At 73.4% G+C, this 21786-nt stretch carries 18 protein-coding genes and 2 tRNA genes; 17 read left to right on the plus strand and 3 right to left on the minus strand.

What is annotated here, in order from left to right:
* Positions 1 to 1118 precede the first annotated feature (1118 nt).
* The 6 genes from dnaN (at position 1119) to ACI79P_RS20880 (ending at position 7868) form a co-directional block, all read left to right on the plus strand.
* Positions 1119 to 2279 carry a DNA polymerase III subunit beta gene (gene dnaN, locus ACI79P_RS20855; protein WP_456582979.1) on the plus strand — a complete coding sequence of 387 codons (1161 nt, stop codon included), beginning with the start codon at positions 1119 to 1121 and terminating at the stop codon, positions 2277 to 2279.
* A gap of 136 nt (positions 2280 to 2415) precedes the next feature.
* Complete coding sequence (gene gnd / locus ACI79P_RS20860; RefSeq protein ID WP_456582980.1) at positions 2416 to 3348, plus strand: phosphogluconate dehydrogenase (NAD(+)-dependent, decarboxylating); 933 nt, start codon at positions 2416 to 2418, stop codon at positions 3346 to 3348.
* Between the two features lie 92 nt (positions 3349 to 3440).
* Positions 3441 to 4619: a DNA replication/repair protein RecF gene (gene recF / locus ACI79P_RS20865; protein WP_456582981.1), complete on the plus strand. Its 1179-nt coding sequence runs from the start codon at positions 3441 to 3443 to the stop codon at positions 4617 to 4619.
* Positions 4616 to 5116, plus strand: a complete 501-nt coding sequence (locus tag ACI79P_RS20870) for a DUF721 domain-containing protein (RefSeq protein WP_456582982.1) — start codon at positions 4616 to 4618, stop codon at positions 5114 to 5116. The genes recF and ACI79P_RS20870 overlap by 4 nt, the downstream gene beginning before the upstream one ends.
* A 45-nt stretch (positions 5117 to 5161) precedes the next feature.
* Positions 5162 to 6067 (plus strand): hypothetical protein, encoded by a 906-nt coding sequence (locus ACI79P_RS20875; RefSeq protein ID WP_456582983.1) that lies wholly within the window; start codon positions 5162 to 5164, stop codon positions 6065 to 6067.
* 13 nt (positions 6068 to 6080) lie between these two features.
* The gene (locus ACI79P_RS20880) at positions 6081 to 7868 is read left to right on the plus strand and encodes an ABC transporter ATP-binding protein (protein ID WP_456582984.1); all 1788 of its coding nucleotides are present in this window, start codon (positions 6081 to 6083) and stop codon (positions 7866 to 7868) included.
* Between the two features lie 98 nt (positions 7869 to 7966).
* On the opposite strand, the gene ACI79P_RS20885 is transcribed toward ACI79P_RS20880, so the two are convergent.
* Entirely contained in the window at positions 7967 to 9490 is a 1524-nt protein-coding gene (locus tag ACI79P_RS20885; protein WP_456582985.1) for an SDR family oxidoreductase, read from the minus strand.
* Positions 9491 to 9773: 283 nt separating this feature from the next.
* On the opposite strand from ACI79P_RS20885, the gene gyrB reads away from it, so the two are divergent.
* From gyrB to ACI79P_RS20925, 8 genes are all read left to right on the plus strand, one after another.
* Positions 9774 to 11804: a DNA topoisomerase (ATP-hydrolyzing) subunit B gene (gyrB, locus tag ACI79P_RS20890; protein WP_456582986.1), complete on the plus strand. Its 2031-nt coding sequence runs from the start codon at positions 9774 to 9776 to the stop codon at positions 11802 to 11804.
* Between the two features lie 155 nt (positions 11805 to 11959).
* Positions 11960 to 14428 (plus strand): DNA gyrase subunit A, encoded by a 2469-nt coding sequence (gene gyrA, locus ACI79P_RS20895; RefSeq protein WP_456582987.1) that lies wholly within the window; start codon positions 11960 to 11962, stop codon positions 14426 to 14428.
* A gap of 108 nt (positions 14429 to 14536) precedes the next feature.
* Positions 14537 to 15298, plus strand: a complete 762-nt coding sequence (locus tag ACI79P_RS20900; RefSeq protein WP_456582988.1) for a DUF3566 domain-containing protein — start codon at positions 14537 to 14539, stop codon at positions 15296 to 15298.
* 317 nt (positions 15299 to 15615) lie between these two features.
* Positions 15616 to 15689 (plus strand) — tRNA-Ile (locus tag ACI79P_RS20905).
* 82 nt (positions 15690 to 15771) lie between these two features.
* Positions 15772 to 15912 carry a DLW-39 family protein gene (locus ACI79P_RS20910; protein ID WP_456582989.1) on the plus strand — a complete coding sequence of 47 codons (141 nt, stop codon included), beginning with the start codon at positions 15772 to 15774 and terminating at the stop codon, positions 15910 to 15912.
* Positions 15913 to 15937: 25 nt separating this feature from the next.
* Positions 15938 to 16010: transfer RNA gene (locus tag ACI79P_RS20915), tRNA-Ala, on the plus strand.
* 93 nt (positions 16011 to 16103) lie between these two features.
* Positions 16104 to 16637, plus strand: a complete 534-nt coding sequence (locus ACI79P_RS20920) for a peptidylprolyl isomerase (protein WP_456582990.1) — start codon at positions 16104 to 16106, stop codon at positions 16635 to 16637.
* Between the two features lie 128 nt (positions 16638 to 16765).
* Positions 16766 to 17521 (plus strand): rhomboid family intramembrane serine protease, encoded by a 756-nt coding sequence (locus ACI79P_RS20925; RefSeq protein WP_456582991.1) that lies wholly within the window; start codon positions 16766 to 16768, stop codon positions 17519 to 17521.
* An 18-nt stretch (positions 17522 to 17539) separates the two neighbouring features.
* On the opposite strand, the gene ACI79P_RS20930 is transcribed toward ACI79P_RS20925, so the two are convergent.
* Positions 17540 to 17962: a PH domain-containing protein gene (locus ACI79P_RS20930; protein ID WP_456582992.1), complete on the minus strand. Its 423-nt coding sequence runs from the start codon at positions 17960 to 17962 to the stop codon at positions 17540 to 17542.
* A gap of 92 nt (positions 17963 to 18054) precedes the next feature.
* On the opposite strand from ACI79P_RS20930, the gene ACI79P_RS20935 reads away from it, so the two are divergent.
* Positions 18055 to 19215: a thiolase family protein gene (locus tag ACI79P_RS20935; protein ID WP_456582993.1), complete on the plus strand. Its 1161-nt coding sequence runs from the start codon at positions 18055 to 18057 to the stop codon at positions 19213 to 19215.
* Positions 19216 to 19791: 576 nt separating this feature from the next.
* Here ACI79P_RS20935 and crgA read toward each other — a convergent pair.
* A complete protein-coding gene (gene crgA / locus ACI79P_RS20940; RefSeq protein WP_456582994.1) occupies positions 19792 to 20064 on the minus strand; it encodes a cell division protein CrgA in 273 nt (90 codons plus the stop codon).
* Between the two features lie 133 nt (positions 20065 to 20197).
* On the opposite strand from crgA, the gene ACI79P_RS20945 reads away from it, so the two are divergent.
* Both ACI79P_RS20945 and ACI79P_RS20950 read left to right on the plus strand, forming a co-directional pair.
* Complete coding sequence (locus ACI79P_RS20945; protein WP_456582995.1) at positions 20198 to 20947, plus strand: DUF881 domain-containing protein; 750 nt, start codon at positions 20198 to 20200, stop codon at positions 20945 to 20947.
* 53 nt (positions 20948 to 21000) lie between these two features.
* Positions 21001 to 21660 carry an aminodeoxychorismate/anthranilate synthase component II gene (locus ACI79P_RS20950; protein WP_456582996.1) on the plus strand — a complete coding sequence of 220 codons (660 nt, stop codon included), beginning with the start codon at positions 21001 to 21003 and terminating at the stop codon, positions 21658 to 21660.
* The last annotated feature ends 126 nt before the right edge of the window (positions 21661 to 21786 follow it).

The following is a 21786-nucleotide window of genomic DNA, read 5'->3' on the forward strand; positions in this document are numbered from 1 at the left end:
GCGGTCATCGCGTTGTTCTCCTGGAGTGCTGTGAGAGGTTTTCCAGAAGATCACGCGGTGGCCGCCTTCACGTGCAGGGCCCGCTGCTCACCGGGGCCGCCGCACACCACCTTGGTGGACGCCACTGACCCTCCGGGCCCCACTCGGCGCGACCTCGCCTGTGCCGTCCCCCACGGCCTCGTCGTACCGATCGGTCGGTCCCGCACAGGGGCTCCCGCGCCGCCCTGCGCTGTGTCCGGCCGGCCTCGGATGTTCACGTCCCGGTCGTGATCCACGGCTGCCGGCGGTGACGGTGCCCGTCCGGAACGGTCACCGTCCGGACCCCTCCCGGCCATCGTCCCGACGCGGTCGACAAGTCGTTGTCCACACCTGTGTGGATCCCTGGGGACGACGGAATCGCTGGTTCTCCGCACGATGACCTGCGCGCGGACGGCGGCCGGCGTCGACTCGTCGAGAAGTTGTCCCCAGGGATGTGCACAGCTGGGGGAAAGTCGTGCCGGGACCGTTCCGCGTCACACCGGCCCGGCACGGGTCGCCGGTCGAGCCGGACACCCCGGGACCCGGCCGCACGGCGCTGACCTGCAGGTATGCCCGGAGACGCCGGATCGCGCGGAGGAGCCCGCAGGAATCGCCGCCGGCACGTGCACACCACCTGGGGACGGACCGGGGAGACGCAGGGGACAGCAGGTGGACCGCCGACGGTGACGGTGCACAACCGTCGATCTGTCCACGTGTCGACAACAGGGGGACGCTGACCACCCACAGCCGGCCAACAGCCCGGATCGGAGGCTGACCTGCGGAAAGGGCCCCGATCCCCAGCTTCCACACCAGTGATGACGAGGATGAAGTACTTATCCCGGAGAATTCTTGAACCACAGTCTGGGTGGGGACGCTCCTCCAACCAGGGCTCCAGGGACCGGAACGGCAACAGCAGCACCCAGGGGGCACAGCAGCCCATCGAGGGACCGGGGTTTCCCCACGAGGGGCTGCAACAGGCACGATGAGCACCGCAGCGGAGCCTTCGCCCCGCGGCAGGACGGACGACGAGCTCCGTGCCCGGGCCGGCCACCCTCCGCGGTGGCCCACCGGGGGCGGACCGAGCATGGGTGGGTCGAGAGATGAAGTTCCGGGTGGCACGTGAGGTGCTCGCCGACGCCGTCGCCTGGACGGCGCGCAGCCTGCCGCCACGGCCGTCGGTACCGGTGCTGGCGGGCATCCTGCTCGAGGCGGACGGGAACCAGCTGTCGGTGTCCGGCTTCGACTACGAGGTGTCGGCGCGCTCCGAGGTCGACGTGCAGACCAGCGAGAGCGGACGCGTCCTGGTGCCGGGCCGGCTGCTCGCCGAGATCACCCGGGCCCTGCCCCCCCACCCGGTGGAGATCACCGCCGAGGGCCCGCGCCTGGCCATCACCTGCAGCAACGCCCGGTTCAGCCTGCCCACCCTGCCGGTCGAGGACTACCCGTCCCTGCCGACGATGCCCTCGTCCGCCGGCATCGTCGACAGCGAGGTCTTCAGCGAGGCGGTGGCCCAGGTCGCCATCGCCGCCGGGCGGGACGACACCCTCCCGATGCTCACCGGCGTCCGGCTCGAGATCGAGGACGACCAGATCACCCTCGCCGCCACCGACCGTTACCGCCTCGCCGTGCGCGAGTTCGCCTGGCGCCCGCAGACCTCCGGCCTCTCGGCCGCGGTGCTCGTGCCCGCGCGCACGCTGGCGGAGGCGGCGAAGACGCTGACCAGCGGACCCGAGATCACGCTGTCGCTCTCCTCGGGGAGCTCCGGCGAGGGGATCCTCGGCCTCTCCGGCAAGGACCGGCAGACCACCACCCGGCTGCTGGACGCCGAGTTCGTCAAGTACCGCGCGATCATGCCGAACGAGTCGCTGGCCCACGCGACGCTGCCGGTCGGCCTGTTCACCGACGCCGCCAAGCGGGTGGCGCTGGTCGCCGAGCGGGGGACGCCGCTGCGCTGCGAGTTCAGCCCGGGCCAGGTGACGCTGCGCGCCGGCGGCAGCGACGACGAGGGCCAGGCGGAGGAGCGCTGCGACGTCGACTTCGACGGCGAGCCGCTCACGATCGGGTTCAACCCGACGTTCCTGCTCGACGGGCTGGCCGCGGTGCACACCGACCGGGCGCGCATGGACTTCACCAGCCCGCTCAAGCCCGCCGTGCTCTCCGGTGTCGAGGAGCCGCCGGCCGACGGCGACGCGCCGGCGGCGCCCGCGGAGCGATCCGGCAGCTACCGGTACCTGATCATGCCGGTGCGCCTGCCTGGCTGAAGAAGGACCCGGTCCTCCTCACCGCTCGCACGCTCGCGAGCCTCTGGACCGGGCCGCGGCGGGCCGCCCGAGGTGTCGAGGCGGTCCCGGGCGAGCACGATGGGCTGGACCAGGACGACGACGGAAGGTGGGGATCGTGCAGCTGGGTCTGATCGGGCTGGGCAAGATGGGCGGCAACATGTCCGAGCGGCTGCGCCGCGCCGGTCACGAGGTCGTGGGCTACGACCGTTCGCCGGGCAAGCGGGACGTCGAGAGCCTTCACGACCTGGTCGAGGCGCTCGCCGAGCCCCGGGTCGTCTGGGTGATGGTGCCGGCCGGCGAGCCGACACGGGCCACCGTCAAGGAGCTCGCCGGCCTGCTGGCCCCCGGTGACGTGATCATCGACGGCGGCAACTCCAAGTACACCGACGACCAGCTGCACGACGTCATGTGCCGCGAGAAGGGCATCGGCTACATCGACTGCGGCGTCTCCGGCGGCGTCTGGGGGCTGGAGAACGGCTACGCGCTCATGGTCGGCGGCACGAAGGAGGACGTCGCCAAGGCACAGCCGATCTTCGACGCGCTCAAGCCGCCGGCGCCGCACGACGAGTCCGGGCAGGAGATGCCGGGCGCCGGGTTCGTCCACGCCGGGCCGGTCGGCGCCGGCCACTTCAGCAAGATGGTCCACAACGGCATCGAGTACGCGCTGATGCAGGCCTACGGCGAGGGCTACGAGCTGCTGGCCGCCGTCGACCTCGTCGAGGACGTCCCGGGCGTCATCGCATCCTGGACCCAGGGCACGGTCATCCGGTCCTGGCTGCTCGACCTGCTGGTCCGAGCCCTCGACGAGGACCCGAAGCTCGAAGGGATCAGCGGCTACGCCGAGGACTCCGGCGAGGGCCGCTGGACCGTCGAGCAGGCCATCGAGAACGCCGTCCCCGTGCCGACCATCGCCGCCTCGCTGTTCGCGCGCTTCTCCTCGCGCCAGGAGGACTCGCCGACCATGAAGGCGGTCGCCGCGCTGCGGAACCAGTTCGGCGGGCACGCGGTCCGCGCGGTCCAGGCCCAGGAGGCCGAGCGGCCCGCCTAGACGAAGGCACCCCCTGCCCCCACCCGCTCGCAGGCTCCCGGGCGGGACCCTGGAGGGGCCCCTATCCGCTGCTCACGTCAGGAAAGGCCGAGGTGTACCTGAGGCACCTGCAGGTGGGTGACTTCCGCAGCTGGGAACGGGTCGACCTGGCCCTGGGCCCGGGGCCGACGGTGTTCGTCGGCCGCAACGGGGAGGGCAAGACCAACCTGGTCGAGGCGGTCGGCTACCTCGCGACCATGAGCAGCCACCGGGTGTCCGGGGACGCGCCGCTGGTCCGCCACGGCGCCGGGCAGGCCGTGGTGCGGGCCGCGCTCCGCCGCGGTGACCGGGAGCTGCTGGTCGAGATCGAGATCAACCCCGGCAAGTCCAACCGGGTGCGGGTCAACCGGGCGCCGCTGCCGCGGCCGCGGGAGCTGCTCGGGCTGGTGCGCACGGTGCTGTTCGCCCCCGAGGACCTCTCCCTGGTCCGCGGCGACCCGACGGAGCGGCGGCGGTTCCTCGACGAGCTGCTGGCCACCCGCACCCCCCGGCTGGCCGGCGTCCGCAGCGACTACGAGCGGGTGCTCAAGCAGCGCAACGCCCTGCTCAAGACCGCCCGGCTGGCCCGCGGCAAGGCGATGGAGACCCTCGACGTCTGGGACGGCCACCTCACCGACCTCGGTGCCCAGGTCCTCGCCGCCCGCCTCCGGCTGGTCGCCGACCTGGCCCCGCACGTGGCGGAGTCCTACGCCGGTGTCGCCGGGGAGGGCGCCGCCGCGGCCGGGCTCGGCTACAGCTCGACCGTTCCGCTGGCCGGAGACGGCGCGGCCCTGATCCCCGGCGCGGCGCTCCCCTCGGTGGAGGAGCTGGCCGAGGCGATCCGCGCCCGCATCGCCGAGCGCCGGGGGGACGAGCTCGACCGGGGCATGACGCTGGTGGGCCCCCACCGCGACGACCTGGTCATCCACCTGGGCCCCGCCCCCGCGAAGGGCTTCGCCAGCCACGGGGAGTCCTGGTCGCTCGCGCTGGCCCTCAAGCTGGCGACCTTCGCGCTGCTGCGCGGCGAGGGGGAGGATCCCGTCCTGGTGCTGGACGACGTCTTCGCCACCCTGGACGCCGAGCGACGAGCGGCGCTGGCCGCCGTCGCACGGTCGGCCGAGCAGACGCTCATCACCGCCGCGGTGGTCGACGACGTGCCCGAGGAACTCCGGGGGACGCGGGTCGAGGTGGGTGGCGGGATGGCGCTCGTGGTGAAGGATGCGGTCCCGGTGGGCGAGGGAGGCATGCCGTGAGCGACGACCGGCCGGCACGGCCCAGTGACATCGCGCGGGCCGCGCTCGAGGCCGCCCGCGCCGCATCGGCGTCCCGGCCCCGGCCGACCCGCCGCCGGATCGCCGGGCCGCGCCGCACCTGGACCGGCCCTCGACCGGGCGCCGACGACCCCCAGCCGCTGGGCAACCTGGTGAACGCGCTGGTCGACCAGCAGGACTGGACGGCCCGCACGAAGGTCGGCTCGGTCTTCGGCCGGTGGGACTCGATCGTCGGCCCCGACATCGCGTCGCACTGCCGGCCGCAGACCCTCACCGAGGGGGAGCTCCTGGTCGTCGCCGAGTCCACGGCGTGGGCGACCCAGCTGCGCCTGCTGGCGCCCTCCATCCTCGGGAAGCTGCGCGCGCAGGTCGGCGGGGACGTCGTGACGAGGTTGCGCGTTGTCGGACCGACGGCCCCGAGCTGGAAGAAGGGCCCGCGCTCGGTGCGCGGGCGCGGGCCGCGCGACACCTACGGATGAGGTGCCCCGCTCCGCGGGGCGGGCGCCGGGGAGGACGATGCAGGGATGAGCACCCCCCGCGACGGTGACCGGGACGGCTTCGACGACGCCGAGGGCCGCGGCTGGCGCGAGCCGCCGCACCTCGGCGGCGGTGGGGCGGAGGACGAGGACCGCCCCAACTTCGCCGACCGGCGCAAGACCCCGCGCGACGAGCCGCCGGCCGACCAGCCCTGGCAGCCCCCGGGCTGGGACCTGCCGGCCGCGGAGCCCGAGCGCCCGGCACCGCCGCGTCAGGACGTGCCGCCGGCGGACTACCCGCCGCCGGAGCAGCCGGCGCCGCGCGGGCTGTTCGGCCGTCGTCGGCGCAAGCCGGGCGCCGTCGAGCAGGTGTTCCGCTACGAGGGCGACCTCGTGGGCTCCCAGGGCTGGGCGCTGCAGAAGGGGTGGACCGTCTCCGACGGCACCGCCCCGCAGGACGCCCCGCTCGCCGAGCTGATCGCGAGCGCGCCGGTCCGGGCGACCAAGGACCACCGCCCCGGCAACGTCCTGCGCGGCCGGGCGGGCTCGCTGGAGCTCGTCGCCTTCGACGTCGTCTACGCCTCGGGGCGCTACCTGGTCCCCGAGTACGCGATCACCGCCGTCCCCATGCTGGGCCGCGTGCCGGGCTTCCGGCTCAGCCCGGCGCGCTTCTGGCGGCACCGGACCGGTGGTCTGGTGCCGATGCCCAGCGGAGACCCGGCCTTCGACGCCCGCTGGCTGCTGCTGGCCGCGGAGGACGACCCGCAGCTGCGCCGCCTGGTGCAGGACCCGGCCCTGCACGGCCTGCTCCTGGGCAGCGACGACGGCGACGAGTTCTGGTCGGGCGCGGGGCACGTGGCGGCGATCCGGCCCGACGGGCACCGGCCGCAGCTGCTCGAGCACCACACCCGGCTGCTGACGGCGATCACCGTCGGCCTCACCGCCGGCTCCTGACGGCGCCCGGCCCGTGAGCGCAGCGACCTCGGCGGACGGCTCCGCCGCGGTGGACGGCGCCGCGGAGCCGCCGGCCGCACGGCTGCGCGACCTGCTGCCGCTGCTGCGGCCGCACCGCCGGCCGCTGCTGCTGGCCGCGGCGCTGTCGCTGGTCGGCGCCGCCGCCGCGCTCGCGCAGCCGGCCCTGGTCGCGCGGGTCATCGAGGTGGTCGGCGCCGGCGAGCCGCTGCTGCCCGCGGTCGGGCTGCTCGTCGTCGTCCTGGTGGTGGGCTCGGCTCTCTCGGCGCTGCAGCAGTTCGTGCTGCAGCGCACCGCCGAGGGCTTCGTCCTCACCACCCGCCTGACGCTGGTCGACCGGCTGCTCCGGCTCCCGGTCGCCGAGTACGACCGCCGCCGCACCGGCGACCTGATGTCCCGGGTCGGCTCGGACACCACCCTGCTGCGGGCGACGGTCACCTCGGGCGTCGTCGACGTCGCCGGCTCGGTGGTCGTCGGGGTCGGCGCCCTGGTGGCCATGGCCGTGGTCGACGTCTGGCTGCTGCTGGTGACCGTGCTGGCCGTCGCGATCGGCGCGATCACCGCCGTCCTCGCCTCCCGCGGGGTCCGCCGGCTGTCGCAGCGCGCGCAGGAGGAGGTCGGCGCGATGACGGCGGCGGTCGAGCGGGCGCTGTCGGCGGTGCGCACCATCCGGGCCAGCGGGGCGACGGCGCGGGAGGTCACCGCCGTGGGCGCCAGCGCCCGCCGCGCCTACACGGCGGGGGTCCAGGTCGCCCGGCTCGAGGCGCTCGTCTCGCCGGCGGGCTCCATCGCCGTGCAGGGCGCCTTCCTGGCGGTGCTCGGCGTCGGCGGCTACCGGGTGGCGAGCGGCTCGATCACCGTGGCGTCCCTGGTCGCGTTCATCCTGTACCTGTTCCTGCTGGTCATGCCCCTGGGGCAGGCGATCGGGGCGTGGACCCAGCTGCAGACCGGGCTGGGCGCGCTCACCCGCATCCAGGAGGTCCTCGGCCTGGCGCCGGAGGACGACGAGCGCCCGCAGCGCGGGCGACCGGGCCCGGTCACGCCGCTGCCGGGAGCGCCGCTGCTCGAGCTGGACGACGTCTCCTTCGCCTATCCGGACGGCACCCCGGTGCTGCACGGGGTCTCCCTGCAGGTGCCCGCGGGCAGCCGCGTCGCGCTGGTCGGCCCGTCGGGAGCGGGGAAGTCCACGGTCCTGGCGCTGATCGAGGGGTTCTACCCGCACTCCGGCGGCGCGATCCGGTGGGCAGGCGCCGACGTCCGCGACCTGCCGCGGGCGGCCCTGCGCGCCCGTCTCGGCTACGTCGAGCAGGAGGCCCCGGTGCTCGCGGGGACGGTGCGGGACAACCTGCTCCTGACCCGGCCCGACGCCACCGACCCCGAGCTGTGGGCGGTGCTCGCCGACGTCGGGCTCACCGACGTCGTCCGGCGCTCGCCGCGCGGGCTCGACGTCCTGGTCGGCGACGAGGGCGTGCTGCTCTCCGGGGGCGAGCGGCAGCGGCTGGCGATCGCGCGCTCGCTGCTGGCCCGCCCGGTGCTGCTGCTGCTCGACGAGCCGACCGCGAGCCTGGACGCGCGCAACGAGGGGCTGCTGCGCGCCACCCTGGCCGCGGCCTCCTCGGGGCGGGCGCTGCTGGTGGTCGCCCACCGGCTGTCCACGGTGCTCGACAGCGACCAGATCGTGGTGCTCGACCAGGGGCGGGTGGTCGCGCGGGGCACCCACGACGAGCTGGTCGGCAGCAGCCCGCTCTACCGGGAGCTCGCCGCCGCCCAGCTCCTCGTCTGACCGCCGCCGGGATCAGGTGACCTGATCCCGGCGCGTCCTCCCTCGCGGTGGGCGGTGGGGGAGGACGCGCCAGGGTGCGGGAGGACGGCGGCGCGGCGTCAGCGGGCGCGGTCCGCCTGCTGCTCGGCCGCCCGCACGATGCCGTGGAGCATGCCGCCGAACACGACGCCGTGGAACGCCGCGACGGCCCACCAGTACAGGTGCCCGAACAGCCCGCGCGGCGCGAAGGTGGCCCGCTGGCACAGGACCGCCCCGCCCGTGGCCGGGTCGTGTTCCACGTGGAACTCCAGCCAGGCCAGCCCGGGCACCCGCATCTCGGCGCGCAGCCGCAGCAGCCGGCCCTCCTCCCGCTCCTCGACCCACCAGAAGTCGAGCGCGTCACCGACGAAGAGCCGGTCGGGGTTGCGCCGCCCCCGCCGCAGGCCGACCCCGCCGACCGCCCGGTCCAGCCAGCCCCGCACCCGCCAGGCCAGCGGCCACGAGTACCAGCCGGTGTCCCCGCCGATGCCCTCGACCACCCGCCACACCGCCTCGACCGGCGCGGTCGTGGTGCGCTCCCGCTCGTCGACGTAGAGGCTCCCGCCGGCCCAGTCGGGGTCGGTGGGCAACGGGTCGGAGGGGGCGCCGGGCACCGAGGCCGAGGCCCAGCGGGTGGCGACGTCGGAGTCGCGGATCCGCTGGATCGCCAGCCGCACCGCGTCGTCGAAGCCGAGCAGCCCCTCGGGCGGATCGGGCACGTACCGCGCGATGTCGTGCTCGGTGCAGACGACGGCGGTGCGCAGCGACTCCACCAGCGGCCGGGCGATCGACGCCGGCACCGGCGTCACGACGCCGACCCAGTGGCTGGACAGCGACGGCGTGACGACCGGCACGGGCAGGATCCGCCGCGGCGGCAGCCCGGCCACCCGGGCGTAGCGGCGCATCATCGCGGCGTAGTCCATGACGTCGGGCCCGCCGATGTCGAAGCCGCGGTGCACGTCCGCCGGCAGCCGGGCGCAGGCGACGAGGTAGCGCAGGACGTCCCGGATCGCGATCGGCTGGACCTCGTTGCGCACCCACCGCGGGGTGACCATCACCGGCAGCCGCTCGGTCAGGTGGCGCAGCATCTCGAACGACGCGGACCCCGACCCCAGGACGACGGCGGCCCGCAGCACCACCGTCGGCACCCCGGAGCCCAGCAGGATCCCGGCGACCTCGGCGCGGGAGCGCAGGTGCGGCGAGAGGTCCGCGTCGTCGGGCGCCAGCCAGCCCAGGTGCACGAGCCGGCCGACCCCGGCCTCCCGGGCGGCGCGCGCCATGATCCCGGCGGCGCGGCGGTCGATCTGCCCGGACTCCGGCCGCGAGCCCGCGGCGTGGACCAGGTGGTAGACGACGTCCACGCCGGCGCAGGCCCCCGCCACCGCGGCGGCGTCCTGCGCGTCGGCCCGCACCACCTCGACGTCCCCGGCCCAGGGGTGGTCGCGCAGCCGCTCCGGCGAGCGGCTCATGACCCGGACGCGGTGACCGGCTGCGAACAGTTCCGGCACGAGACGGCCGCCCACGTACCCGGTCGCCCCGGTGACCAGGCAGGTGAGCGGGGACCCCGCGGGACCGGTCCCGGGGACGCTGTCCGGCGGTGGCATGCGGCCGAGTCTGCGGTCCCGGGGGCGACCGCGCGCGGCGCCGACCGCCCAGCGGGGCCCCTGACGGCGTGTCGGAGCGGGGGGCAAGCAGGATGGTGGCGGGCATCCCGCGAGCGGCGCAGACACGACGTGAGGGCGTCCACGGCACGGTTCCTGTCGTACCTCGCGGTATCGTGGGAGACGAAAACCGTCAGCAACCGGCTGAGCGCCCTCCTGCGCCGTTCCGGCCCCCCGCACCGACCGGGGGCTGCGAGCCGCCGGTTGCTCGAGAGGAAGGCCCCACGTGGTCGCAGCACCCCAGGTCGACAATGCCTACTCCGGCAGCTCCATCACCGTCCTCGAGGGTCTCGAGGCGGTGCGCAAGCGCCCCGGTATGTACATCGGCTCCACCGGTGAGCGCGGTCTGCACCACATGGTGTGGGAGGTCGTGGACAACGCCGTCGACGAGGCGCTGGCCGGCTACTGCGACACCGTGAAGGTCACCCTGCTGGCCGACGGGGGGGTCCGCGTCGAGGACAACGGCCGCGGCATCCCGGTGGACATGCACCCGGTCGAGAAGCGGCCCACCGTCGAGGTGATCATGACCGTCCTGCACGCGGGCGGGAAGTTCGACGGCAAGAGCTACGGCGTCTCCGGCGGTCTGCACGGCGTCGGCGTCACCGTCGTCAACGCCCTCTCGACCAGGCTGGAAGTCCGCGTCTGGACCCGCGGGAAGGAGTGGCACCAGGAGTACACGGATGCCAAGCCGGGCCCGCTGGTGGAGGTCGGCCCGACCGACAAGCGCGGCAGCCAGATCACCTTCTGGGCCGACGGCGACATCTTCGAGACCACGACCTACTCGTTCGACACGATCAACCGCCGGCTGCAGGAGATGGCCTTCCTGAACGCCGGGCTGACCATCGTGCTGCGCGACGAGCGCCCCGGTCACGCCAAGGTCGAGACGGGGGTCGGCGAGGAGTCGCTGGCCGAGGCGGCCACCCCGGTCGAGGCCGAGGAGGAGGCGTTCGAGCCCACCGAGGTCACCTACCGGTACGACGGCGGCCTGGTCGACTACGTCGGCCACATCAACCGGCGGCGGAACCCCATCCACAAGTCGGTCATCGGCTTCTCCGCCGAGGGCACCGGCAAGAACGACATGGCGATGTCCGTGGACGTCGCGATGCAGTGGTCCGACGCCTACTCCGAGTCGGTGCACACCTTCGCCAACGTGATCAACACCCACGAGGGCGGCACGCACGAGGAGGGCTTCCGCGCGGCGCTCACCTCGATCGTCAACCGGTACGCCGTCGAGAAGAAGCTGCTCAAGGAGAAGGACGAGAAGCTCACCGGCGACGACATCCGGGAGGGCCTCGCGGCGATCGTCTCGGTGAAGCTGGGCGACCCGCAGTTCGAGGGGCAGACGAAGACGAAGCTCGGCAACACCGAGGTCAAGGGCTTCGTCCAGCGCATCTGCAACGAGCAGATCGGGCACTGGTTCGAGTCCAACCCCGCCGAGGCAAAGACGATCATCACCAAGGCCGCCTCGGCCGCGCGCGCCCGGCGTGCCGCCCAGGACGCCCGCAAGCTCGCCCGCAAGAGCCTCCTGAGCAACAACTCCCTGCCGGGCAAGCTGGCCGACTGCCGCTCCACCGACCCCCGCGCCTCGGAGATCTACATCGTCGAGGGTGACTCCGCCGGTGGCTCGGCGAAGTCCGGCCGCGACTCGATGTTCCAGGCGATCCTGCCCATCCGCGGCAAGATCATCAACGTCGAGAAGGCGCGCATCGACCGGGTCCTCAAGAACACCGAGGTCCAGTCGATGATCACCGCCTTCGGCACCGGCATCCACGACGAGTTCGACATCTCGAAGCTCCGGTACCACAAGATCGTGCTGATGGCTGACGCCGACGTCGACGGCCAGCACATCAGCACGCTGCTGCTGACGCTGCTGTTCCGCTTCATGCGGCCGCTGGTCGAGGGGCAGTACGTGTACCTCGCCAAGCCCCCGCTGTACAAGATCAAATGGGGCGGCAAGGTCGGCGACGAGTACGCCTACAGCGACCGGGAGCGCGACGCGGTGGTCAAGGCCGGCGTCGAGGGCGGCCGCAAGATCAAGGACGAGATGATCCAGCGGTTCAAGGGGCTCGGCGAGATGAACGCCAGCGAGCTGTGGGAGACCACGATGAACCCCGAGACCCGCATCCTGCGGCAGGTGACGCTGGAGGACGCGGCCGCGGCCGACGAGATCTTCAGCGTGCTCATGGGCGAGGACGTCGAGGCCCGGCGCAGCTTCATCACCCGCAACGCCCGGGACGTCCGCTTCCTCGACGTCTGACCCACCTCGGTGACGAAGACGAACAGCTTCGCTGTACCGACAAGCCAATCCGAACGCCGCCTGCGGCGGGAGGTGGATGGATGCGCCGGCCACTCGCACACTCGCGGCCGGCGGATTCATCCACCTCTGTGCACCGACCTGTGGAGACCTGAACCGTGACGGAGACACCACCCCGCGACCGCGTCGAACCGGTCGACCTCCAGCAGGAGATGCAGCGCAGCTACATCGACTACGCCATGAGCGTGATCGTCGGGCGCGCGCTGCCCGAGGTCCGCGACGGGCTCAAGCCGGTGCACCGCCGCGTCCTGTTCGCGATGTACGACCAGGGCTTCCGCCCCGACCGCGGGTACGTGAAGTGCGCCCGCCCGGTCGCCGAGGTCATGGGTAACTACCACCCCCACGGCGACTCGGCGATCTACGACGCCCTCGTCCGCCTCGCCCAGCCGTGGTCGATGCGCTACCCGCTCATCGACGGGCAGGGGAACTTCGGTTCGCCCGGGAACGACCCGGCGGCCGCGATGCGGTACACCGAGTGCCGTCTCACGCCGCTGGCCATGGAGATGTTGGCCGGCATCGACGAGGAGACCGTCGACTTCCAGGGCAACTACGACGGCCGCACCCAGGAGCCCGTCGTCCTGCCCGCGCGCATCCCCAACCTGCTGATCAACGGCTCCGCCGGGATCGCGGTCGGCATGGCCACCAACATGCCGCCGCACAACCTGCGGGAGGTGGCCGACGCCGTCTTCTGGATGCTCGACCACCCCGAGGCGGAGGCCGAGGAGGCCCTCACCGCGTGCATGGAGCGGATCAAGGGCCCCGACTTCCCGACGCACGGCCTCATCGTCGGCCGCGAGGGCATCGAGGACGCCTACCGCACCGGCCGCGGCTCGGTGCGCATGCGCGCCGTCGTCACCGTCGAGGAGGACGCCCGGGGTCGGGTGCAGCTCGTCGTCACCGAGCTGCCCTACCAGGTCAACCCGGACAACCTCGCCGAGAACATCGCCGACCTGGTCAAGGACGGCCGGCTCCAGGGCATCAGCGAGATCGCCGACGAGTCCAGCGACCGGGTGGGCCGCCGGCTGGTCATCACCCTGCGCCGCGATGCCGTCGCCAAGGTCGTGCTGAACAACCTCTACAAGCACACCCAGCTGCAGACCTCGTTCGGCTGCAACATGCTCTCCATCGTCGACGGCGTGCCGCGCACGCTGCGGCTGGACGAGCTGGTCCGCAACTGGGTGCTGCACCAGATCGAGGTCATCCAGCGGCGCACCCGGTACCGGCTGCGCAAGGCCGAGGAGCGCGCGCACATCCTGCGCGGCTACGCCAAGGCCCTCGACCACCTCGACGAGGTCATCGCCCTCATCCGGCGCAGCCCGTCGGCGGAGGAGGCGCGCGGTGGCCTGATGGAGCTCCTCGACATCGACGAGATCCAGGCCGTCGCGATCCTGGACCTCCAGCTGCGCCGGCTGGCCGCCCTCGAGCGCCAGCGGATCATGGACGAGCTGGCCGAGATCGAGGCCCGCATCGCCGACCTGCAGGCCATCCTCGCCTCTCCCGAGCGCCAGCGGCAGATCGTCAAGGACGAGCTCGCCGAGATCGTCGAGAAGTACGGCGACGACCGCCGCACGAAGTTCGTCCCCAACGAGGGCGACGTCTCGATGGAGGACCTCATCGCGGAGGAGGAGGTCGTCGTCACCATCACCCGCACCGGCTACGCCAAGCGGACCAAGAGCGACCTCTACCGGTCGCAGCGCCGCGGCGGCAAGGGCGTGATGGGAGCCCAGCTCAAGCAGGACGACATCGTCGACCACTTCTTCGTGGGCTCCACCCACGACTGGATCCTCTTCTTCACCAACAAGGGGCGGGTGTACCGGGCCAAGGCCTACGAGCTGCCCGAGGCCAACCGCACCGCCCGCGGCGCGCACGTGGCCAACATCCTGGCCTTCCAGGGCGACGAGAAGATCGCCCAGGTCATGCAGATCAAGGACTACTCGGTCGCCCCGTACCTGGTGCTCGCCACCGCCAAGGGGCAGGTGAAGAAGACCCGGCTCACCGACTTCGACTCCCCGCGCCAGGGCGGCGTCATCGCCATCAACCTCCGCGACGGCGACGAGCTCGTCGGGGCGGCGCTGATCCACAGTGCCTCGGACCTGCTCCTGGTCACCCGCAAGGCGATGTCGATCCGGTTCACCGCCGACGACGCCGCGCTGCGGCCGATGGGCCGCGCCACCGAGGGCGTGCGGGGCATCTCCCTCTCCGAGGACGACCGCCTGCTTTCGATGATGGTCGTCCAGGAGGGGGTCGACGTGCTGGTCGCCACCGAACGCGGCTTCGCCAAGCGGACCGGCATCGAGAACTACCCGAACCAGGGCCGGGGCGGCAAGGGCGTGCTCACCGCCGACCCGAAGGCGCGCAAGGGCGCCCTCGTCGGCGCGCTCGCGGTGACCCTCGGCGACGAGCTGTACGCCATCACCTCCGGAGGCGGGGTCATCCGGACGCCGGTCAACGGGGTCCGGCACAACAAGGACCGCGCCACCATGGGCGTCAAGCTCATGAACTTGCCCGAGGACGTCTCCATCGTGGCGATCGCGCGTACGACGGACAACGACGAGCCTCCGGCCTAGGGTGAGTAGTCAGTCACGGAAGCGACTGCGGCTCCGCGGCGGCCCCATGCCGTCGCGGCGCCCGGATCTGGAGGAGCGGCGTTCGCCGCTGCGGAACGGGAGACTGGCATGAGCGACCGGACGCACGGTTCGGTGCGCACCGACTCCCGGGCAGGGGACGGGAGCGCGGCGGAGGGGAAGCCCACGGACGGCAAGCCCGCGCCGACGCAGTCCATCCCCGCCACCGGCAGCCAGCGCGCGCAGTCACCGGGCACGGGCGCGGCGCCGGTCGTCCCGCAGCCGCTGAGCCCCGAGTCCGGCGCGACGCCGGCCCAGCCGGGCCCGGCGCAGCAGGGCGCCGCCCCCCAGGGGGCGGCGCCGGCCGGCGCGACCCCGCAGAGCGCGACGCAGCAGCGGGTGCCGGTCGCCGACGGCCAGTCGTCCACGAGCGGCCCAGACGGCGGCAGCGCACCGGTCGGCGTCGGCGTGGGCAGCGTCCGGACCGGGCGCGGCAAGGCCGGTCGCGGCCCTCGCCGCGCCCGCCTGCAGGTGCGCCACATCGACACCTGGTCCGCGCTGAAGATCTCGCTGATGCTGTCGATCGCCCTGTTCTTCATCTGGATGGTCGCGGTCGGGCTGCTCTACCTGGTGCTCGGCGGCCTGGGCGTCTTCGACGCGGTCAACGACCTGTTCGGCCAGATCGGCAGCGCGTCCGGCGCGGAGTCCAGCGGCGACGTCGTGACCATGGGCGTGGTCTTCTGGGGCGCGGCGGTCATCGGCGCCATCAACGTCGTCCTCCTGACGGCGTTGTGCACCGTCGGCACGTTCATCTACAACCTCTGCTCCGATCTCGTCGGCGGGCTCGAGGTCACGCTCTCCGAACGGGACTGAGCACTTCGTCGTCCTCCGGACGACACCGCGGCCACGTGCCGTCCCCTTCGGGGCGGAGCGTGGCCGTCATGCCATCCCGGGACCCTCCGGGCCCCACTCGGCCCGACACCGCGGCCACGAGCCGTCCCCCTCGGGGCGGAACGTGGCCGTCGTGCCATCCCGGGACCCTCCGGGCCCCACTCGGCCCGACACCGCGGCTCCGTCCCCCCGCGGACGGGGCGTGGCCGTCGTCCTCTCGCGGACCCTTCGGGGAGCGCCGTGGCCCGCACCCCCGTGAGGGACGGCTGTAGGTGTCACGTATGCTGTTCGAGGTTCACGGGCCTGTAGCTCAGGCGGTTAGAGCGCATCCCTGATAAGGATGAGGCCGGAGGTTCAAGTCCTCCCAGGCCCACCCGTGTACCGGAGCCTCGTGGTTCCGCGTTCCCCCGCACGTCGCCCCCGCGGCGAGCGAAGCGCCCGAGGAGGTTCTCCGCGTGCTCAAGCAACTGGCGCTCGTCGCCGCCGCGGCCGGTGCGGTCGTCGCCGTCCGGAAGCGGTCCGCCGGCCGGACCGAGGCCGACCTGTGGCGTGAGGCCACCAGCGGCCCGGGCGCCGTCAGCACGCCCACCCGCTGAACCACCGGCCCGCGCAGGGCCACCCGGGGACGTAGCTCAATTGGCAGAGCACCGCCTTTGCAAGGCGGGGGTTAGGGGTTCGATTCCCCTCGTCTCCACCCTCGACGCCCGGCCCGGCGTCCCGTGCCACGTGAAACCACGGCCTCCGGCCCAGCGCCACGCCGCCGCCGGGACGGTGGGAGAGTGGAGCCGTGACTGAATCGACTCCCGCCCGCCGCGCGGTCCTGCACACCAACCACGGCGACATCACCGTGGACCTGTTCCCCGACCACGCCCCCAAGACGGTCGCCAACTTCGCCGACCTGGCCGAAGGCGCCCGCGAGTGGACGCATCCCGCGACCCGCGAGAAGACGACGGACAAGCTCTACGACGGCACGGTCTTCCACCGGATCATCTCCGGCTTCATGATCCAGGGCGGCGACCCGTTGGGTCAGGGCATCGGCGGCCCCGGCTACCAGTTCGGCGACGAGATCCACCCCGACCTGGCCTTCACCAAGCCCTACCTGCTGGCCATGGCCAACGCCGGGCCGGGCACCAACGGGTCGCAGTTCTTCATCACCGTCGCCCCCACCAGCTGGCTGACCGGCAAGCACACCATCTTCGGTGAGGTGGCCGACCAGCCCAGCCGCGACGTCGTCGACCGCATCGCCGCCGTCTCCACCGGCCGCAACGACCGCCCCGTCGAGGACGTGGTGATCGAGTCCGTCGAGGTGCAGCGCAGCTGAGCACGGAACCGCACGGCGGGGGCGCGGCCGACCAGCCGCCGCCCCCGCCTCCGGTCTGCTACCGCCACCCCGAGCGGCCCACGGGCATCTCCTGCGCGCGGTGCGGCCGGCCGATCTGCCCCGAGTGCATGATCCCCGCGTCGGTCGGCTTCCAGTGCCCGGCGTGCGTCCGGGAGGGCGCGGCCTCGGTGCGGGCGCCCAAGCGCAGCTCCGGTCTCAAGGCCGCGGCCTCGCGCTGGGGCGGGGTCACGGTCACCCTTATCGCCGTCAACGTCCTCATGTTCTTGGTGACCGCGGTGTCGGCCGGCCTGGTGGGCAACGCCCCGCTGGAGAACTACCGCTCGCCCGTCTTCGTCGACCTGGCGCAGTACCCGCTCCTGGTGGAGCTGGGGGAGCCGTGGCGGCTGCTCACCGCGGCCTTCCTGCACATCGGCCTGCTGCACCTCGTCCTCAACATGCTCGCGCTGCTGATCTTCGGCTCCGAGCTGGAGGCGCAGCTGGGCCGGCTCCGGTACCTGGCCCTCTACGTCGTCTCCGCGCTCGGCGGCTCCACGGCGATCCAGCTGTTCGGCGACTTCGCCCGGCCCGTGGCGGGCGCCTCCACGGCCATCTACGGCCTCCTGGGCGCCCTCGGCGTGCTCATGGTCGTCCGCCGCCAGGACGTCCGGGGCATCCTCGTGCTGCTGGGGATCAACATCTTCATCAGCTTCCTCCCCGGCATCTCCCTGCTGGGGCACCTGGGTGGGCTGGTCACCGGCGCAGCGGTCGCGGGCCTGCTCCTGGGCACCCGCCGCCGCCCGGCCGTGCAGGCGGCCGCGATCGGGGCGCTGGCGGTGCTGCTGCTCGTGCTCGCCCTCGGCGTCTCCCACGTCGGCGCGGTCTGACGCCGCGGCGTCCTGGCGTCAGCGGACCGATCCGCCCCGCGGGCGCAGCTCCGCCAGCGCGCCCGCCACGGTCGCGGGGTCGGCGCCGAGGTCCCAGCGCCCGAGCACCAGCAGCAGCCCGTCGTCGTCCCCGCCGGCCGGCCCCTCGAGCTCCAGCGTCCGCACCGTCGTCCCCCACCGCCGGGCGCTGCGCACGTGGACCCGCAGCAGCCCCCAGGGCAGCACCCGGGTCCCGGTCAGCGTCCGCACGGCGACCCCGTCGGGGCCGGCGGCGAGCCGGGGCCGCAGCAGTGCCTCGCGCGCGGCCAGCAGGAGCAGGAGGAGGGCCGCCCCGCCGACGAGGATCCGGCCCGCCGGGTCCAGCAGGAAGGACACCGTGCCGAGGGCGGCGGCACCGGCAGCGAGACCGGCCGGCACGGCCGCCGGAGGGGACCACTGCACGCCCACAGCCTGCCAGGTGTGGCGCGGAACATACGATCGCGGGCAGGGTGGCCGGCCGGCGCACCCGACCGTCGTCCTCGAGGAGTCGATCCATGCGCGATGCCGTCATCTGTGCCGCCGTCCGTACGCCGGTGGGCAAGCGGGGAGGAGGGCTCTCCGGGGTGCACGCGGTGGACCTCTCCGCGCACGTCCTCAACGCCCTCGCCGAGCGCTCCGGCATCGACCCCGCCGTCGTCGAGGACGTCTTCTGGGGCTGCGTGAGCCAGGTCGGGGAGCAGACCTTCAACATCGGGCGCAACGCGCCGCTGGCCGCCGGCTGGCCGGAGTCGGTGCCCGGCACCACGATCGACCGCCAGTGCGGGTCGTCCCAGCAGGCCGTCGCCTTCGCCGCCGCCACCGTCATCAGCGGCCAGGCCGACGTCGTCGTCGCCGGTGGCGTGGAGTCGATGAGCCGGGTGCCCATGGGCTCGGCACGGGCCGACGGCATCGCGGGCAAGCCGCTGGGCCCGCGCTTCCTCGAGCGCTACGACGGCGTCTACCCCAACCAGGGCATCGGCGCAGAGATGATCGCCGAGCGCTGGGGCTTCTCCCGGACCGAGCTCGACGAGTTCGCGCTGGCCTCGCACGAGAAGGCGGCGAAGGCGCAGGCCGACGGCGCCTTCGACGAGGAGATCGCCCCGGTCACCCTCGAGGACGGCACGGTGGTCAGCGCCGACGAGGGCATCCGCCCCGGCGGCACCCTCGAGAAGCTCGCCTCCCTGAAGACGCCCTTCAAGGAGGACGGCGTGATCAGCGCCGGCAACGCCAGCCAGATCTCCGACGGCTCGGCCGCCCTGCTGGTGACGACGAGCGAGAAGGCGCGCGAGCTGGGCCTGCGGCCCATCGTGCGCATCCACACCACGGTCATGGCCGGTGACGACCCGGTCATCATGCTCACCGCCCCGATCCCGGCCACCCAGAAGGTGCTGGAGCGCTCCGGGCTGTCGATCGACGACATCGGCGTCTTCGAGGTGAACGAGGCCTTCGCACCGGTGCCCATGGCGTGGATGGCCGACACCGGTGGCGACGCCGGCCGGCTCAACCCGCTCGGCGGCGCGATCGCTCTGGGCCACCCGCTCGGTGGATCCGGCGCCCGGATCATGACCACGCTCGTCCACCACATGCAGGCCACCGGGAGCCGGTACGGGCTGCAGACGATGTGCGAGGGCGGCGGCACGGCCAACGCGACGATCCTGGAGCTCCTCGACGCCTGACCGTCCCCGCGCCCGCCCCCGGTGCCCCGTCCCCACCAGCCCCCGGCCCACGGCCGGGGGCTGGTGTCGTCCCGGGCATCGTCGTCCACCGCTCGGCGCGCCGCTCCGTGCGTGATCGGGTGCGCTCGGTGACCCGGACGGGTCCGTCCACAGTGGCCGCGCGGAGCGGTGTATCCGCAGGTCAGGACGGGTAAGACCGAGCGGAGCCAGCCGTCTCCGCGACGCGGACAAGTCGACTCGTCCACAGCTGGGTACACAGCTGGGGACAGACTCACACGGCTGTAGTTACGCCGTTGGACGCCTCGTCACACGAGCCACACCCGCGGAGAAAGGGCAGGTCAGCGCGGTCCGGACCCGTTCGGTCCCTCCACACTCGGTGGACAACCCTGGGGGTGGGGCGTCATGTCGACCTGTGGACGGAGACGATCGCTGTGCACAGCGGCGAACAGCCCGGGCTCCCCGGCGTCCGGGGGCCGCACGCGGAATGCTGCCGGGAGCCCGGCGACGGGGCCGGGGACGACGAAGGCCCCCGTCCCGGCGGGACGGAGGCCTCGATCGGCCGTCGTGGACGCTCGGTCAGCGCCAGCGCATCGACATGATCAGCCCGGCGACCATGGCGCCGAAGCCGATGGCGAAGTTCCAGGCCCCGAGCGACACCATCAGCGGGATCCGGTCGCCGGCCACGTAGTAGACGACGATCCAGAGCAGCCCGAGCAGCATCAGCGTCACCATGACCGGCGCGTACCAGCGCGGGCTGGGCTGCAGGGCCTTGGATGCGGTGCCCCGGGAGCGCAGCGCGTCCTCCGGGGGCGTGTACACCGACTTCTTGCGCACCTTCGACTTGGGCACGTGCAGACTCCCTCCCGGCGGCCGGTCTGGTCGTCCCCGGCCGGAACTGCTCCCCAGACTAAACTTCCGGGGGACGTCGCCACCGGTGCCTCACCCGAACGCGCCGACGCCGTCAGGTCCGAGGGGGTGCGCAGTGGTCCGCTGGCCCCTACCCGGTCGCTCCCCGTCCGCCTGGGGGGCGCTGGTCCCCGTCGTCGCCCTGGCCGCCGGCCTGCTGTTCGCCACCTCCGGCCGGACCGCCGAGGGCAGCGACCTGCGCGCCGGCGAGGTCACCCAGCTCTCCCAGCTGGTCGAGGAGCGCGACGCTGCCGTGGCCCGGCAGGAGCGCCAGCTGGTGCAGCTCCAGGAGCAGCTGCAGCGGCTCACCGCGCAGGTGGCGACCCGCGACGGCGCCGTCGCGGAGGTCCAGGCGGTCGCCGAGGCCGACGCCCCGGAGGCTGGCCTCACGCCGGTCGTGGGCTCCGGGGTGGTGATCACCCTCGACGACGCCCCGCAGCCCTCCGACGGCAGCCTGCCCACCGGCGCCCGCCCCGACGACCTGGTCATCCACCAGAGCGACGTCCAGGGCGTGGTGAACGCCGTCTGGGCCGCCGGCGCCGATGCGGTGGCGATCATGGACCAGCGGCTCATCTCCACGAGCGCCGTCCGCTGCGTCGGGAACACCCTGCTGCTGCGGGGGCGCACCTACTCCCCGCCGTTCGTGATCACCGCCGTCGTCGACGCCCCGCAGGTCGAGGCCGCGCTCGACGCCTCGCCGCAGGTCGCCGTCTTCGAGCAGGCGGTGCGGTCCTGGGGCCTCACGTTCGAGGTACGCGAGCGGCCCCAGCTCACGGTGCCCGCCTACGATGGCGGCCTCACCCTCCAGCACGCCACCGCCGGCTGAGCGCCGGCCGGCACCCCGTGCCACCCCCTGACCCAGCGAGGAGCCCGACCGCGATGACCGCCGCCGACCGTCCGGTCCTCGTCGTCGACAACTTCGACAGCTTCGTCTACAACCTCGTGCAGTACCTGGGGCAGCTCGGCGTGCGGTGCGAGGTCCGGCGCAACGACGCCGTCACGGTCGAGGAGCTCGCGGACCTGGACGTCGCGGGCGTGCTGCTCTCACCCGGCCCCGGGACCCCCGCGGACGCCGGCGTGACCGTGCCCATGGTCCGGGCCGCCGCCGAGCAGGGCACCCCCGTCCTCGGTGTGTGCCTGGGTCACCAGGCCATCGCGGAGGCGTTCGGCGCGGAGGTGGTGCGCGCCCCCGAGCTGCTGCACGGCAAGACCAGCCAGGTGCTGCACGAGGGCCGCGGCGTCCTCGCCGGCCTCCCGTCACCGTTCACCGCTACCCGGTACCACTCGCTGGCCGTCGACGCCGCCACGGTGCCCGACGAGCTGGAGGTCACCGGGCACACCCCGTCGGGGCTCGTGATGGCCCTGCGGCACCGTGAGCTGCCCATCGAGGGCGTCCAGTTCCACCCCGAGTCGGTGCTCACCGAGGGCGGCCACCGGATGCTGGCCACCTGGCTCGCCGCGTGCGGGCTGGCGCCCGACGAGGACGTCGTCGCCGCCGCCACCTCCGCGGCGAAGCGGCTCACCTCCGCGACCGCCTGAGCCTGAATCCACCGACGTTGAGTCGGTGATCGGTGTGGCAACGGGAAGAGGGTGCTTCTGAGCTGGACGATCACGGTTACCAGGCCAAGATCGTCGCAGGAATCAGGAGCACCCTCTTGGTGCGAG

This window comes from Blastococcus sp. SYSU DS0510 (assembly GCF_054050835.1).